Source organism: Streptomyces lunalinharesii, assembly GCF_039532155.1.
Classification (GTDB): Bacteria; Actinomycetota; Actinomycetes; order Streptomycetales; family Streptomycetaceae; genus Streptomyces; species Streptomyces lunalinharesii.
This window is the reverse complement of the sequence record NZ_BAAARK010000003.1, coordinates 367,510-383,258: the sequence shown is the minus strand read 5'-3', so window position 1 is coordinate 383,258 and position 15,749 is coordinate 367,510. Positions and strand designations below refer to the sequence as shown.

The 15,749-nt window shown below is 73.7% G+C and carries 11 protein-coding genes; 2 read left to right on the top strand and 9 right to left on the bottom strand.

What is annotated here, in order from left to right:
* Positions 1-488 precede the first annotated feature (488 nt).
* From ABD385_RS07650 to ABD385_RS07640, 3 genes are all read right to left on the bottom strand, one after another.
* Positions 489-1,946 carry an aldehyde dehydrogenase family protein gene (locus tag ABD385_RS07650; RefSeq protein WP_344574234.1) on the bottom strand — a complete coding sequence of 486 codons (1,458 nt, stop codon included), beginning with the start codon at positions 1,944-1,946 and terminating at the stop codon, positions 489-491.
* Between the two features lie 294 nt (positions 1,947-2,240).
* Complete coding sequence (locus tag ABD385_RS07645; protein WP_344574305.1) at positions 2,241-3,935, bottom strand: PucR family transcriptional regulator; 1,695 nt, start codon at positions 3,933-3,935, stop codon at positions 2,241-2,243.
* Between the two features lie 345 nt (positions 3,936-4,280).
* Positions 4,281-6,455 carry a type IV secretory system conjugative DNA transfer family protein gene (locus ABD385_RS07640; protein WP_344574233.1) on the bottom strand — a complete coding sequence of 725 codons (2,175 nt, stop codon included), beginning with the start codon at positions 6,453-6,455 and terminating at the stop codon, positions 4,281-4,283.
* A 255-nt stretch (positions 6,456-6,710) separates the two neighbouring features.
* Here ABD385_RS07640 and gabT point away from each other — a divergent pair, with 255 nt between their 5' ends.
* Entirely contained in the window at positions 6,711-8,060 is a 1,350-nt protein-coding gene (gabT, locus tag ABD385_RS07635; protein WP_344574232.1) for a 4-aminobutyrate--2-oxoglutarate transaminase, read from the top strand.
* An 813-nt stretch (positions 8,061-8,873) separates the two neighbouring features.
* Positions 8,874-9,632, top strand: a complete 759-nt coding sequence (locus ABD385_RS07630) for a phosphatase PAP2 family protein (protein ID WP_344574231.1) — start codon at positions 8,874-8,876, stop codon at positions 9,630-9,632.
* A 116-nt stretch (positions 9,633-9,748) separates the two neighbouring features.
* Here ABD385_RS07630 and ABD385_RS07625 read toward each other — a convergent pair whose 3' ends face one another.
* The 6 genes from ABD385_RS07625 to ABD385_RS07600 form a co-directional block, all read right to left on the bottom strand.
* A complete protein-coding gene (locus ABD385_RS07625) occupies positions 9,749-10,489 on the bottom strand; it encodes a DUF4232 domain-containing protein (protein WP_344574229.1) in 741 nt (246 codons plus the stop codon).
* Positions 10,490-10,643: 154 nt separating this feature from the next.
* Positions 10,644-11,096: a bifunctional DNA primase/polymerase gene (locus tag ABD385_RS07620; RefSeq protein ID WP_344574228.1), complete on the bottom strand. Its 453-nt coding sequence runs from the start codon at positions 11,094-11,096 to the stop codon at positions 10,644-10,646.
* Positions 11,097-11,264: 168 nt separating this feature from the next.
* The gene (locus ABD385_RS07615) at positions 11,265-12,692 is read right to left on the bottom strand and encodes an NAD(P)/FAD-dependent oxidoreductase (RefSeq protein ID WP_344574227.1); all 1,428 of its coding nucleotides are present in this window, start codon (positions 12,690-12,692) and stop codon (positions 11,265-11,267) included.
* A 14-nt stretch (positions 12,693-12,706) separates the two neighbouring features.
* On the bottom strand, positions 12,707-13,600 hold the full coding sequence (locus ABD385_RS07610) for an ABC transporter permease (RefSeq protein WP_344574226.1): 894 nt from the start codon (positions 13,598-13,600) through the stop codon (positions 12,707-12,709).
* Complete coding sequence (locus ABD385_RS07605) at positions 13,600-14,538, bottom strand: ABC transporter permease (RefSeq protein ID WP_344574225.1); 939 nt, start codon at positions 14,536-14,538, stop codon at positions 13,600-13,602. Before ABD385_RS07605 ends, ABD385_RS07610 begins: the two co-directional genes overlap by 1 nt.
* Positions 14,535-15,695 carry an ABC transporter ATP-binding protein gene (locus tag ABD385_RS07600; protein WP_344574224.1) on the bottom strand — a complete coding sequence of 387 codons (1,161 nt, stop codon included), beginning with the start codon at positions 15,693-15,695 and terminating at the stop codon, positions 14,535-14,537. Before ABD385_RS07600 ends, ABD385_RS07605 begins: the two co-directional genes overlap by 4 nt.
* Positions 15,696-15,749: the final 54 nt, after the last annotated feature.

Genomic DNA, 15,749 nt, shown 5'->3' with positions numbered 1-15,749 from the left:
CTGCACCGGTTGCACCAGCGGAGCGGCGCCCGCCGACGCGTCCCGGCGCGCGGGGGAACGGGCGGCCGCGAAGGCGTTCGGTCGCGGCTCCGGCCGCCCGGCCGACGGGGTGCGCACGGCACCCCCGTACCGGCCCTGCGGGGGGGGCCGCATACCGCGCTGGTTGTACGTGCGCCGGCGGTCTTCCCCCCAACGGCAAGGCCCCGCATCCGCCTCGGTCAGGAGGAACCGGGGCGGAGCGGGGCCGTAGCGTCGGAGGTCCGGTCCGGCGGGGGGCCAGTGCCGGACGGGGGGACGCGGCGCGCTCCGGAAACAGGGTGCCGGAGCGCGCCGCGCACGGGGCCGGCGCCGGGGGGTGCGCCGGCCCGGACCTGGCGGGCGGTACGGCCCGAGGGATGGCCGTCGCTGTCCACCAAGCCAGGCCGGATCGGAGGGTGCGGGGCGGGCCGACGGACCCGGCCCGCCCGGCCGCGGGAATTCCCGGCGGCCTACAGGTCCAGTCCGGTGAGGACCAGGACCCGCTCGTAGGTGTAGTCGTCCATCGCGTAGCGGACGCCCTCGCGACCCACGCCGGACTGCTTGACGCCGCCGTAGGGCATCTGGTCGGCGCGGTAGGACGGCACGTCGCCGATCACCACGCCGCCGACCTCCAGGGCACGGTGGGCACGGAAGGCGGTCCTGGCGTCGTGGGTGAACACGCCGGCCTGGAGGCCGAACTTGGAGTCGTTGACGGCTGCGAACGCCGCGTCGACGCCGTCGACCTTCTTGAGGGTGAGCACCGGGCCGAAGACCTCTTCGGTGGCGAGGGTCGCGCCGGCCGGCACGTCCTCCAGCACGGTCGGCGCGTAGGAGGCGCCGTCGCGCTTGCCGCCGGTGAGGAGCGTGGCGCCGCGCTCGACCGCGTCGTTCACCCAGGACTCCACGCGCTGCGCGGCGGCCTCGCTGACCAGCGGGCCGACCTCGGTCTCCGGGTCGGTCGGGTCGCCGGTCACCTGGGCCTCGACCCGCTCCACGACCTTGGCGACCAGCCGGTCGTAGACCGAGGCGTCGGCGATGACCCGCTGCACCGAGATGCAGGACTGGCCGCCCTGGTAGTTGGAGAAGGTGGCGATGCGCTGCGCCGCCCAGTCCAGGTCCTGCTCGGAGGACCAGTCGGGCAGGACGACGGCCGCGCCGTTGCCGCCCAGCTCCAGGGTGCAGTGCTTGCGCGGCACCGAGTCGAGGATCGCGTAGCCGACCGTGTCGGAGCCGGTGAAGGAGATGACCGGCAGCCGCTCGTCCTGGACCAGCGCCTCCATGCGGTCGTTGGGGACCGGGAGGATCGACCAGGAGCCGGCGGGCAGGTCGGTGCCGGCGAGCAGCTCACCGATGATGAGACCGGAGAGCGGGGTGGCCGGGGCCGGCTTGAGGATGATCGGGACGCCGGCGGCGATGGCCGGGGCGATCTTGTGGGCGCAGAGGTTCAGCGGGAAGTTGAACGGCGCGATGCCCAGGACCGTGCCGCGCGGGAAGCGGCGGGTCAGGGCGAGGCGGCCGGCGCCGCCCGCGTCGGTGTCCAGGCGCTGCGCCTCGCCGCCGTTGAAGCGGCGGGCCTCCTCGGCCGCGAAGCGGAACACCGAGATGGCGCGGCCGACCTCGCCGCGGGCCCACTTGATGGGCTTGCCGTTCTCGGCGGAGATCAGCTGGGCGATCTCCTCGGTGCGCTCCACGAGCCCGCGCACCACGTGGTCCAGGGCGGCGGCCCGCACGTGGGCGGGGGTCACGGCCAGTTCGTCCTGGACCGCGACGGAGGCGGCGACGGCCTCCTCGACCTGAGCTTCGGTGGGAACGCTCACCGTGCCGACGTGACGTCCGTCCCAGGGGGAGGTGACGTCGAAGGTGGTCTCGCCGGTGGCCTCGCGGCCGGCGAGCCAGAAGGCGGTGGGGGCTGCAGCAGTGTTCGGCACAGTGGATCCCGGCCCTTCATGATGGTGGGTGGTGCACGCGCGGCTCTGGGAGCGGCTTGGCGTAGGACTCTGCAGCCCACCGTAGGGGCGCGGCGGCCTCGTGGCGCTTGTCCGAAGCGGCGTAATCCGCGGGGCCGCCTCTCCGCGGTGGAGTCCACGGGGCCCGGATCGGTCCGCGGGAGGGCCGCGCGGGGGCTGCGAGGGGGCTGCGAGGGAGCCGGACGCCGTGCGCGGAGGGTCCGTCGGGGCAGCCGACCGCGGTCGGCTGCGGCGCTCCCCGCCCGGGCGTGTCGTCTACTCCCCCGCCGGGGACGACGTGGCCTTCAACGCCAGCCACAGCTCCATCCGGACGTCCGGATCATCCAGCGAGCGGCCGAGGATCTCCTCCACCCGCCGCATCCGGTAGCGCAGGGTGTGGCGGTGGACGCCCAGGTCGGCGGCGGCCGCGTCCCACTGGCCGTGCCGGGCCAGCCAGGCGCGCAGGGAGGCCACCAGGTCGCCGCGTCCGGTCGCGTCGTGTTCGCGCAGCGCCCGCAGCAGCCCGTCGGCGAACGCCCGCACCGCGTCGTCCGCGAGCAGCGGCAGCACCGAGCCGGCCGCCACGTCCTCGTGCTCCACAAGGGCGCGGCCGCGGCGGCGGGCGACGGAGAGCGCCTGTTCGGCCTGGCGGTAGGCGTTGGCGGCGGCCATCGGCCCGGTGGGCGCGGAGAGCCCCACCGCCAGCCCCTCGGTCTCGCGGCCGGCGCCGACCCGGCCGTTGCGGCCGCGCGGACGGGCCCCCGCGCCGGCGCCGAGCCGCGCCTCGGCCGCGGCGGCGAACGCGGTGCAGGCGTCCGCCGCCGCACCGCCGTCCGTGACCAGCACGATCAGCCGGCCGGCGTCCGGTACCGCGAGGACCGCTTCGCCACTACGGGCGGCGGCCGACTCCATGACGTCGGCGAGCGCGTCCAGGACGGGCCCGGCGCCGGCGCCCGACGACGGGGATCCGCCCGGTTCGAGAGCGGGCGGGAGTTTGCCGGCGGCGGACGGTTGGTCGTCGGCGGGCACCGGCTCGGCCACCACCACCCGGAACGGGGCGTCCAGCAGCCCTCCGTAGAGCCGGCCCGCCACGGCCCGGGCGTGGTCCGGCTCGCCCGCCAGCAGCATCTTCAGCACCGCGGCGCCCAGCCGCTGCTCGGCGTCCTGGAGCGCGCGGGAGCGTTCGGTGGTCAGTGTCAGCAGGGCGACCGCGGAGTGCACCGCGTACCGCTCGGCGGTGCCGAGCGGCGCGCCGGTCCCCACGGCGAGCACCCCGCGGGCCCGCCGTCCGGTGCCCAGCGTCTGGAGCTCCACCCGGTCGTCGCCGTCGGTGTCGCTGACGACCGAACTGGCCGGCGCCGGCCGTTCCCGCAGCCGCGCCACGTCCTCCGCGAGCCGGGCCGCCCGGCGCGCCGCCCACTCCGGGGCGGCCGCCACCACCGCGCCCGAGGCGTCGTAGAGCGCCGCCCAGCCGTCCAGGTGCGCCGCGAGCCGGGCCAGCAGCTCGGCCGGTCCCTCGGCGCCGAGCGCCGCTCGGGTCAGCTCGCGCTGCGCCTCGAAACCGGCGGTCACCGCGCGGTACTGGTCGGCCGCCACGGACGCCGACACCGCCTTGCTGATCGCGATGAACGGCGTCCGGCGGGGCACCCCGAGCAGCGGCAGGTGGTGCCGGCGCGCCGCCTCGACCAGCGCCTCCGGCACCCCCTCGTAGTTCACCCCGACCGCGAAGCCCAGCCCGACCACACCGGCCTCGGCGACCCGCCGCACGTACCGGTCCGCGGTGTCCGGATCCTCCGCGTCGAGTTTCAGGGCGGTGATCAGCAACAGCTCACCGCCCTCCATGTAGGGCACCGGGTCGATCAGCTCGCTGGCGTGCGCCCACCGCACCGGGGCGTCCAGCCGGTCCTCGCCCGCGAGCACGGTCAGCTTGAGCGCGGTGTGGTTGACCAGGGAGGCGAGGGTGTGCGGCATGAGACCTTCGAAGGCTCCGGCGGACGGCAGGACCGCGACCGGCGGCCGAGTCACCCTGCCGGCCCCCTGCCGACTCCCGCCGATCGTCTGCACCGCCCGTGTGAACGGCTGGCACGTACGCCGTCCCGTATGAACGGCTGATGCCGATTCTGCCTCAACGGACGGTTTCGGGAACACTCCCGGGCAGCGCATTCGGGGACGGGACGCTCCCCCACACCACCCGACCCCGTCCCCACAGAGCACGCGCCCCCTCCCCGGCCCCGTCACCACCGCCCGGACGGATCATGACCGCGACGGTGGAGCGGGCGGGACGAGGGCGCGCACGAAGGGCAGCGGAACGGCGGGTCAGGGCCGGAGGTCGATCAACACCGGAGGCGCGTGCTCGCCCTCGACCGTGGTGACGGAGAGGACGGCGTGGCCGGCCGGAAGCGCGTTCGCCAGGTCCGAGGCGGACCAGCGCTCGCGCTCGACGGTGCGGACGGTGATCGCCTTCGAGGTGGCGGCCTTCCCGGTGACCAGCTGACGGACGAGGTGGAACGCCTTCATCCCCGCACCGTGGGCAATGATTTGACGGTCCGTCACATCGCGGGTCTCCACCCATTCCTTGCCCCACACCTCGGCGAACGGCGCCCCGTCCCACGGCGTGACGCCCGCGAACGCCATCCGACAGCCCACCGAGCCGAGCAGGGCGCTGCGCAACGTCTCGGGGACGTCGTCCAGCGAACGCAGGGTCAGCACCGCACCAGCGTGGGCGGAGCGGAGGCGCTGCAGACCGCGCAACGCCTCCGCAGTGATGGTGTGCGCGGCCTCGTCCAGCACCAGGCAGGCGAACAGGGAACGGTCGGCACGCGCCACCGCGCACTCCGTGAACTGCGCCAGCACCAACCGGGCGAGGATCCGGGACGCCTCGGCGTGACCGCGTTCGGGCAGCTCGATGCGGACCCGCAGGGGGTGGTCCAGGGACCGCAGCGACACCTGCCGGGTGGCTCCCGTCGGGTCGAAGAAGCCGGCGAAGGCGGGACGGTCGAGGAGCGCGATGCGGTCGGCGAGCAGCAGGGCGACGTCACCGGGGCGCTGCGACTGGCGGGCGCGGGCGTCGAGTTCCCGCAGCAGCGGGTGTCCGCCGGCCGCCTCCAGGGCCGTGCGCAGGGCGGCCATCGCCGGCGGCGCACCGTCCAGGAGTTCGCGCAGCTCGGGCACGGTCGGGAAGCGCGCGTGGGCGGCGCGGAACGGTCCGAGCAACTGGGCCAGGGCGGTCGCCGCGCGCCGGCTGTCGCCCCCGGGGAGCTGCTCGGCAAGGTCACCGACCAGGGCCTCCGCCAGGACGCCGGCGGCCTCGTCGGGATCGGTGGTGCCCCCGTAGAGGTCGAGGTCGCAGTCCGGATCCGGGCGGCCGATCCGCACCACCACATCGAAGGCGCCGTCGGGGCCGAGGGACGAACCGGCCGGGCCGACGGCGACGACCGCGCACTGCCCGGCCAGCGCCTGGAGGCACATCGCCTCCACCACCGGGCGCACCAACCGGGTGGTCTTGCCGCTCCCGGCCGGCCCGACGGCCAGCAGCGAGGTGCCCAGCACCCGGGGATCCAACGCACAGCCGCTGCCCCGGTGCTGGTACGGATTGCGCGGGTGGTCGGCGGCGGTGCCGATCCGGACCTGGTGGGCGAGCAGGTCGTGCTGGGCGGTGCGGTGGGCCAGGTCGCGCGCGCCGGAGGGGTGGGCGCAGGCCGCTGCGCCGTGCCGCAGGACGGTGTCGGTGAAGGAGGCCAGGGAGTTCCGGCCGGCGCGCACCGAACGCCAGGCACGCCGGATGCGGGCCACGTCGACGTCGTTCATCGCCCCCGTCCGGGCCTCGGCGGCGAGCTTGTCGGCGGCGTCCGGGGCGCCGTGGGCACGGAGTTCGGGCCACTGCGCGGGGTCGGTGGCCGGTTCGGGCTTCGCGGCGGGGGCGCGGTCGCGAAGACGGCGGAGCACCGGCCCCAGAACGCGGCGCAGCAGCTCGGGCCAGCGGCCCAGGCGGCCGAAGAAGAAAGCGATCCCGAGGATCCACAGCCCGTAGTAGGCATTGGTGACCACCATGAACGCGGTGCGGTCCGCCGACGTCCGGGCCGCGGCCCAGGAATCCGGCCGCAGAAGCCGGAGCGGCCAGTACCAGTAGGGGCCGAGATAGCCGTTCCACAACAGCGACCACAGCAGCCACCCGCACAGCGCCGCGATCACCGCTCCGCTGATCAGCTGCCGCAAGGGGATCCGTTCCGGCTCCTTCACCGCGCGCGGGCGGTGCCCGTACGACCAGATTCCCGGGGCCGCGGCCGGCCGTGGCGTGCGCAGCCAGGTCAGCAGCGCCGGCGGCGCCCCGGCGGGCCCGGCGGCGGGAGCGGTCGGCATGGCCGGCGGCGCGGTGGGCCGCGGCGGGGTGTGCGGCGCGGCCGGCCGCGGCACCGCGGGGTCGGGGCGCCACTCCGCGGACGGCGGAGGTGCGGCGGTGTGCTGTGCGTCCTGCGTGCCCTCGGTGTCCATCCGGTGCCCCTTGTCCCCCTTGAGACGTGGCCTGCCGCGTTGGTTCGCCGGCCTGTCGTTGTCATGCCCGGGTGGGCGTGCCCATGCCGGGCGCGCCGCCGCTCAATTTACTGGCCGCGGCCCGTGGCTATGTCCGGTGCGGACAACGCAACACGCACACTTCTCCCGAACGGAACATGCCAGACCCGGCCCACCGCCCCTAACCTGCGAGAACAAGACCTCTGTACGTCCGTGTTCCACCCCCAGGAGACTGCCATGACCGAACTGTCCGGAGGCCCCGCCCTCCCCCAGGAGCGTCGCGTCGTCACCGCGATCCCCGGCCCCAAGTCGCAGGAGCTGTGGGCCCGCAAGCAGGAGACCGTGGCCGCCGGTGTCGGCGCGGTGCTGCCCGTCTTCGTCAAGCGCGCGGGCGGCGGTGTCCTGGAGGACGTGGACGGCAACTCCCTGATCGACTTCGGCTCCGGCATCGCGGTGACCTCGGTCGGCAACAGCGCGGAGGCCGTGGTGCGCCGGGCCGTCGCGCAGCTCGCCGACTTCACCCACACCTGTGCCATGGTCACGCCGTACGAGACGTACGTCGAGGTCTGTGAGCAGCTGGCCGAGCTGACGCCGGGCGACCACGCCAAGAAGTCGGCGCTGTTCAACTCCGGTGCGGAGGCGGTCGAGAACGCCGTCAAGATCGCCCGGGCGTACACCAAGCGCCAGGCGGTCGTCGTGTTCGACCACGGCTACCACGGCCGGACCAACCTGACGATGGCGCTGACCGCGAAGAACATGCCGTACAAGCACGGCTTCGGCCCGTTCGCGCCCGAGGTCTACCGCGTGCCGCTGGCCTACCCCTACCGCTGGCTGACCGGTCCGGAGAACTGCGCGCAGGAGGCCGCCGACCAGGCGATCACGCAGATCACCAAGCAGATCGGCGCCGAGAACGTCGCGGCGATCATCATCGAGCCGGTGCTCGGTGAGGGTGGCTTCATCGAGCCGGCCAAGGGCTTCCTCCCGGCCATCGCGAACTTCGCGAAGGAAAACGGCATCGTCTTCGTCGCCGACGAGATCCAGTCCGGCTTCTGCCGCACCGGCCAGTGGTTCGCGTGTGAGGACGAGGGCATCGTGCCGGACCTCATCACGACCGCCAAGGGCATCGCGGGCGGTCTGCCGCTGGCGGCCGTCACCGGCCGCGCCGAGATGATGGACGCCGCGCACGCGGGCGGCCTGGGCGGCACCTACGGCGGCAACCCGGTGGCCTGCGCCGCCGCGCTCGGTTCGATCGAGACCATGCGCGAGCTGGACCTGAACGCCAAGGCCAAGCGCATCGAGGAGGTCATGAAGGGCCGCCTGACCGCGATGCAGGAGAAGTTCGACGTCATCGGCGAGGTCCGCGGTCGCGGCGCGATGATCGCGATCGAGCTGGTCAAGTCGGGTTCCAAGGACCCCAACCCGGAGGTCACCGCGGCGCTCGCCAAGGCGTGCCACCAGGAGGGCCTGCTGGTCCTGACGACCGGCACGTTCGGCAACGTGCTGCGGTTCCTGCCGCCGCTGGTGATCGGTGAGGACCTGCTGAACGAGGGCCTGGACATCCTGGAGACGGCCTTCGGCACGCTCTGAGCGTCCGCGTCCCAGGGCGCACGCGAGCAGGATCTTCCGGGCGCGGCCCGGGGCGCGGTGCGGACCGCGTCCCGGGCCGCGCCCCGTCCGTCGGCGCCGCTCGCGCAGGGGCGGGAAGCGGTCGCGGCGGGGCGGAACGGAGCCGGCCGCGGGGCGCGTGAAGAAGATGTGCGGGGGCAATGGCGGGCGCGTGATGCGGCTTACGGGGCGCGCTCCGGGTGCCGTACGGTTTCTGCAGATGAGAGAAACACCCACCCGTAGGGGACTGCGGGTGATGCCCGGTCGGCGCTTGCCTGGCTTCGACCTGGCCGTGCCCTCGCGCACACCACCGGACCCCTGTCACGGGGATCCCGGGAATCCTCACCGATCGGATGTCCGCCCGCCCCAGACCCCCCGGGGCGCGCGGCACCGGTCCGCGCGGCCGCTCCGGAACCACCCCCCTGTTCCGGAGCGGCCGCATTTTCGTGTCCGGATTCCTGCGTTCCGGCGGCCGGGGCTCCGGGAACCGGCGCTCCGGGCTCCTCGTTCGGTGTGCAGCGCGGTGCGGGTGCGGGGCGTGGACGTGCGGTGTGTTGGAGTGGGGCGCGTGATGCGGTGTGGGGGGTGTTCCGCGTGATGCGGTGGCGTGGGTGGCAGCCGTGGCGGTGCCGCGTTGGCGGGTCGGCCGGCTCCGGTGGTTCTGGTGAGTCTGGTGGGGCGTACGGCTCTGGTGGGTCGTACAGCTCTGATGGGGCGTACGGCTCCGGTGGGTCGTTCGGCTCCGGTGGGTCTGGTCGTCTTAGTGGTACCGGTGGTGCCGGGGAGCTGGGTGGCGTGGGGAGTGCGGAAGGGGTGGCGGCGCGGCGGTACGGGCTGGTCACGTTGTGCAGTGCGCTGTTGTTCGCGCTGGTCACCTGGCAGGTGGCGGCCCGGGGCGCGGTGCGCGGGCTCGACGAGCGGCTCGGTCGCGCGGTGGCCACGAGCGCCGTGCCCCGGCCGCCCGCGCAGTTCCTCGCCGACCTCGGCAACACCTCGGTGGCGCTACCGGTGTTGCTGCTGGTGGCGGTGTGGGCCGGGTGCCGGTTGCACCGGGGAGCGGGGGGTGCGGCGGGCGCCCGCCGGCGGGCGTGGTTGCCGCCGGTCGCCGCGTTGGTGACCCTGGCCGCCGTGCCGGCGCTCGTCGTGCCCTTCAAAGTGTGGTTGGACCGGCCGGGGCCGCCTGAGATGGCCGGGTCGCACGAGGGGTTCTTCCCGTCGGGGCACGGGGCGACGGCGGCCGTCGCCTACGGGTTGGTGGCGCTGTTGCTGCTCCGGGCGGGCGCGGCGCGGCGGACGCACCGGCTAGAGCGGCGGGCCGACGGCCGGAAGGCGGCCGCGTCCCCCGGCGCCTGGCTGGGCGCGGCGGGGACCGTGCTGCTCAATGCGGGGGTCGGGCTGGGGCTGGTGCGGCAGGGCTACCACTGGCCGCTGGACGTGCTCGGTGGCTGGTGCCTGGCGGGGGTGCTGTTGCCGCTGTGGTGCGTGGTGTGCGGCCGGTGGGGCGGACGGGTCCGCGCCACCGGCCGCACCATCGATGAGTCGGGGCGCTCCTGACGGATCTCCACCGATCTCCACCGATCTCCACTGATCTCCACCGATCTCCGTGGATCTCCGTGGACGGACGCGGTGCGGAGAGCCGTCAGGAGTGCCCTGGGGCCCGGTCGGCGCGGTTACGGCACGTTGACGGGGTTGACGAAGGTGCCGGGGTGGGTGGCGCCGGACTGGTCCAGGATGGCGCCGCCGTAGGGCCACTGGAGCAGGAAGTGCTTCTTCTCGTTCGGCGGGGTGATCAGGACCTGGCCGGGCTCGACCTTGCGGTCGTCCCCGCGGGTGCTGGTCAGCAGGGAGAAGGTGAACGAGGTGTGCGCGTTCGGCTTCAGCACCTTCGGCTGCGGCGCCTTCTCCGAGCGGCGCAGGTCCCAGGTGGTGCCGTCGGTGCCCTTGATCTGGACGCCGGGGAAGCCGGAGATGCGGCAGGGGGAGCCGCTGATGTTCTTCAGCCACACCGCGACGGTCTGCTGCTGGTCGCTCTTCATGTCCGGCACGCCGCCGCCCTCCGAGCCCCAGCCGGCCTGCAGCCCGTCGGTGGTGCAGCGGGCCACCTGGTCGCCGCCCCGCCCCGCGCCGTCGCCGGCCGGCGCGGCGGCCGCACCGTCCCCGGCGTGCGCGGACGGGGTGCCGGGGCGACCGGAATCGCCCGTCGCGCCGCCGGAACCGGTGCTGCTCCCGGAACCGGTGCTGCTCCCGGAACCGGTGCTGCTCCCGGAGCCGTCGTCGGCGGCGGCGGACGCGGCCGGGGCGGCGGTGGAGCCACCGGTGCCGTTGCAGGCGGTGAGGCCGAAAGCGGCGGCGGCGATCAGGCCGGCGGCGGCGACGGTGCGGCCCCTGCGGAGCGCGGTGCGGTGCGACATGGTGTCCCCCTCGAAGTCCGTTGTGCGGGGCGGCGTTCGCCCCGCACCCACCACGGTGCCGGGGACGGCTGATGATCCACTAACTCGTCGCTAACGCCGTGCCGGAATGGACTGACGGGTCCGGTCCGGTCCGATGCGGTCCGGTCCGGCGCCTTCACGCGCCCCGGGCGCGGGCCGCCACCGCCGCGTGCAGCGCCCCTTCCAGCGCCGCCGGGTCGGTGAGCGTCCCGGCGCCGTCCGGCGGGACCAGCCAGCGGACGCCGCCGGTGGCCCGGCCGGGGTACGGCACCACGATCCAGGTGCCGGGGCCGGCGCCGCGGACGCCGGTGCCCAGCCAGCGGGCGGCGGTGCCGGGCGGCACGAAGAAGCCGGTGCGGGCGTCCCGGAAGTCCGACAGGACGGGTCCGGGGCGGTCCCGGCCCCGGGCCAGCACCTCCAGCGCGGGACGGCCGAGGGCGCCCCCGACGATCAGGACGTCCCAGCACCGGCCGGCCTCCAGCAGCGTCACCCCGAGCGGGTTGCGCTCCCAGGCACGGCGGCAGGCGTCGGGGTCCGGTGCGGCCGACACCAGCCAGTCCACCGCGGCGTTCGTCCCCGTTGCGGTCATCTCGTCCCCTCCCGTTTCCGGCCCGGGCGGGCCGTGTCACCAGGGGAGAGGGGCGCGCCCGGTGATCCTTACACGGGTCCGGGAAGGAATCTGCGCCCCGCTGGCGAGAACGCGCACGTCCGGGGCGGCCGGTGGGCCGCCCCGGACGTGCGTCGGGAGGTCGGTCGGTCAGCTGTCGAAGCCGAGCCCGACCTTGTCCATGGCCTTCAGCCACAGGTTGCGCCGGCCGCCGTTCTCGTCGGCGCGGGTCATCGACCACTGCGTGATGCCGATGCCGAGCGAGCGCACCGGCTCGGGCGGGAACGGCAGCGGCTTGCTGCGCACCATCTCCAGTTCGGTCCGCTCGGTGCGCTCCCCGGCCAGCAGGTCCAGCATCACCTCGGCGCCGAAGCGGGTGGCGCCGACGCCGAGCCCGGTGTAGCCGAGCGCGTACGCGGCCCGGCCGCCGTGGGCGGTGCCGAAGAACGCCGAGAAGCGGGAGCAGGTGTCGATCGCGCCGCCCCAGGTGTGGGTGAAGCGGATCCCCTCCAACTGCGGGAAGCAGGTGAAGAAGTGCTGGGCGAGCTTGCGGTAGGTGTCGGGGTGGTGGTCGTACTCGGCCCGGACGCCGCCGCCGTAGCGGTAGATGATGTCGTAGCCGCCCCACAGGATCCGGTTGTCCGCGGTGATGCGGAAGTAGTGGAAGTGGTTGGCGCTGTCGCTCAGGCCCGGCCGGTTCTTCCAGCCGATGGCGGCGAGCTGCTCGGCGCTGAGCGGCTCGGTCATCAGGGCGTAGTCGTAGACCGGCGCGATGAACGGGCGGACCCGCTTGACCAGTGACGGGAAGGCGTTGGTGGCCAGCGCCGCGTGCTGGGCGAAGACCCGGCCGTAGGGGGTGCGGACCGCGATGCCCGGGCCGCGCGAGGACAGCTCGGTGCCGGGGGTGTGCTCGTAGACGCGCACGCCCAGCGACAGGCAGGCCCGCTTCAGGCCCCAGGCCAGCTTGGCCGGGTGCACCATGGCGACGCCGGTGCGGTCCCACAGGCCGGCGAGGAAGGTCGGCGAGTCGACCTCGGCGCGGACCGCGTCGCGGTCGAGGAACTCCTGTCCGGTCAGGCCCAGTTCGGTGGCCTCGTCGGCCATCTCGCGGAGTTCGGCGACCTGGTGCGGGGCGGTGGCGACGTCGATCTCGCCGGTGCGCTCGAAGTCGCAGTCGATGCCGTAGCGGGCGACGGCGTCCTCGATGGCGTCGAGGTTGCGGGCGCCCAGTTCCTCCAGCTTGTCCAGTTCGCCGGGCCAGCGGGACAGCCCGTTGCCCAGGCCGTGCGTGAGGGAGGCGGCGCAGAAGCCGCCGTTGCGCCCGGAGGCGGCCCAGCCGATCTCCTGGCCCTCGATGAGGACGACGTCGCGTTGCGGGTCGCGCTCCTTGGCCAGCAGCGCGGTCCACAGTCCGGAGTACCCCCCGCCGACGACCAGCAGGTCGCAGCGTTCGTCTCCGACGAGGGCCGGTTCGGCGGCCGGCCGGGCCGGATCCTCCAGCCAGAACGGTGTGCGGGCGGCGTCGGCCAGTGCGTGGACGGGGGCGGCCCCCGAGGTCTGCATGGCAGCTCGTGCCATGGTTCTCAGCTCCTCTAGCTGCGTTTGCTGCGCTTGCTGTGCTTGCGTCGGGCTCCGGCCAGCTGGCCGGCGAGCACGCACAGGACGGCGACCAGGAACATCGCCGTACCGATGACATTGATTTGAACGGGTGTGCCCCGTTGTGCCGATCCCCAGACGAACATGGGGAAGGTCACGGTGGAGCCGGCGTTGAAGTTGGTGATGATGAAGTCGTCGAAGGAGAGCGCGAAGGAGAGCAGGGCGCCGGCCGCGATGCCGGGGGCGGCGATCGGCAGCGTCACCCGCAGGAAGGTCTGCACCGGGGTGGCGTAGAGGTCCTGGGCGGCCTGTTCCAGCCGCGGGTCCATGCTCATCACGCGGGCCTTGACGGCCGTGACGACGAAGCTCAGGCAGAACATGATGTGCGCGATCAGGATCGTCCAGAAGCCGAACTGGATGCCCATGTTGAGGAACAGGGTCGCCAGCGAGGCGGCCATGACCACCTCGGGCATCGCCATCGGCAGGAAGATCAGGGTGTTGACGGCCGCGCGGGCGCGGAAGCGGTAGCGGGCCAGCGCGAACGCGATCATGGTGCCGAGGACGGTCGCGCCGACCGTGGCCCAGACGGCTATCTCCAGGCTCAGCCCGAGCGAGCCGCACATGTCGGCGACGCCGCACGGGTCGGTCCAGGCGTCGGTGGAGAACCGCGTCCACTGGTAGTTGAAGCGCCCGTTGGGCTTGTTGAAGGAGAAGACCATCACCACGACGTTCGGCAGGATCAGGTAGGCCAGCGTGGCCAGTCCCGCCAGGGTGACGAGGTTGCGGCGCAGCCAGCGCAGGCCCCTGCCGCGGCCGGGCCGCCGGGCCGGTGCACCGGCCGGGGCCGTGGTCGCGGTCGGGTCCTGCGCGGGGGTGTCGGTTGCCGCCATCAGACCAGATCCTCCGTCCCGGACTTGCGGATGTAGAGCGTGACCATGGCGAGGATGGCCGCCATGAGGAGGAACGAGAGCGCGGCGGCGGTCGGGTAGTCCAGGACCCGCAGGAACTGCGACTGGATGACGTTGCCGATCATCTTCTGGTCGGTGGAGCCCAGCAGTTCGGCGTTGATGTAGTCGCCGGCGGCCGGGATGAAGGTCAGCAGGGTGCCGGCGACGACGCCGGGCATGGAGAGCGGGAAGGTGACCCGGCGGAAGGTGGTGGCCGGGCGGGCGTAGAGGTCGCCGGCGGCCTCGTGCAGCCGCGGGTCGATCCGCTCCAGCGAGGTGTAGAGCGGCAGGACCATGAACGGCAGGAAGTTGTAGGTCAGACCGCAGACCACGGCCAGCGGGGTGGCCAGCACCCGGTGCCCCTCGGTGATGCCCAGGGCGCTGGTGACGTCCAGTAGGTGCAGCGCGTTGAGCGCGCCGACCACCGGGCCGCCGTCGGCCAGGATCGTCTTCCAGGCCAGGGTGCGGATCAGGAAGCTGGTGAAGAACGGGGCGATGACGAGGATCATCACGATGTTGCGCCACCGGCCGGCCTTGAAGGCGATGAGGTACGCCAGGGGGTAGCCGAGCACCAGGCAGAGCACGGTGGCGACGGCGGCGTAGCTGACCGAGCGCACGAACTGCGGCCAGTACTCGGCCAGCGCGTCCCAGTAGGTGGCGAAGTGCCAGGTGAGCTTGAAGCCCTCTTCGAGGGAGCCGGTCTGCAGGGAGGTCGACGCCTGGTAGACGAGCGGGGCGGCGAAGAAGACGACCAGCCAGAGGATGCCGGGGAGCAGCAGCCAGTAGGGCACCAGGCGCTTGCGGGCCGGGGTCTTGCGCAGCGGCAGCGCCTCGTCGTCGGTCTGCTCGTCCGGTGGTGCGGGGGTGGCGGTGGCGGTCATGCGGCCTCCTCGTCGAGGTCCGCGCCCGCTTGGATGTCCTGCGCCGCGTCGAGCCCGAAGGTGTGCTCCGGCTCCCAGTGCAGGACGGTGTCCGCGCCGGGGACCAGGCGGCCGTCCCGGCCGATGTTCTGCTCGTAGACGGAGAGTTCGCCGACGCCGGGGACGTCGACGACGTACTGGGTGGAGACGCCGATGAAGCTGGCGATCTTCACGCGGCCGGCGATCCGGTTGTGGCCCTCGGGGATGGCCGCGGCGTCGTCGGCGTGCGCCAGTGCGACCTTCTCCGGGCGGAAGCCGGCCAGCACCTGCTCGCCCTTGCGGGCCGGGGTGCTACAGCGCCGGGTGGGCAGCCGGAGCGTGGTGCCGCCGGCGCTCAGGACGAGTTCGGTGCCGCCGGCCTCGACGACCTCGGCCGGGACGAGGTTGGAGGTGCCCAGGAAGTTGGCGACGAAGGTGGTGGCGGGGTTCTCGTACAACTCGGCGGGGGCGCCGAGCTGTTCGACCCGGCCGCCGTTCATCACGGCCACGGTGTCGGCCATCGTCATGGCCTCCTCCTGGTCGTGGGTGACGTGCACGAAGGTGATGCCGACCTCGGTCTGGATGCGCTTGAGCTCCAGCTGCATCTGGCGGCGCAGCTTGAGGTCGAGGGCGCCGAGCGGCTCGTCCAGCAGCAGCACCTCGGGGTGGTTGATCAGCGCCCGGGCGACCGCGACCCGCTGCTGCTGGCCGCCGGAGAGCTGCTGCGGCTTGCGGCGCGCCATCGGGCCGAGCTGGACCAGGTCGAGCATCTCCTCGACCTGCTTCTTGACGGACTTGACGCCGCGGCGGCGCAGGCCGAAGGCGACGTTCTCGTAGACGTCCAGGTGCGGGAAGAGCGCGTAGTTCTGGAAGACGGTGTTGACCTGCCGCTTGTAGGGCGGCAGGGCGGTGACGTCCTGGCCGGAGAGTTCGACCGTCCCGGTGGTGGGCTCCTCCAGACCGGCGATCATGCGCAGGGTGGTGGTCTTGCCGCAGCCGGAGGCGCCCAGCAGCGCGAAGAAGGACCCGGCCGGAATGGTGAGGTCGAGCGGCTGGACGGCGGTGAAGGAGCCGTACGTTTTGCTGATCCGGTGCAGACGGACGTCGCCGCCGCTGCTGGGGGTCGCGGTGTGGGTCATGTGGGTCGTCCCGTGGGTCGAAGGGCGAAGCGGCTCGGGCGGGCCTGGTGTGCG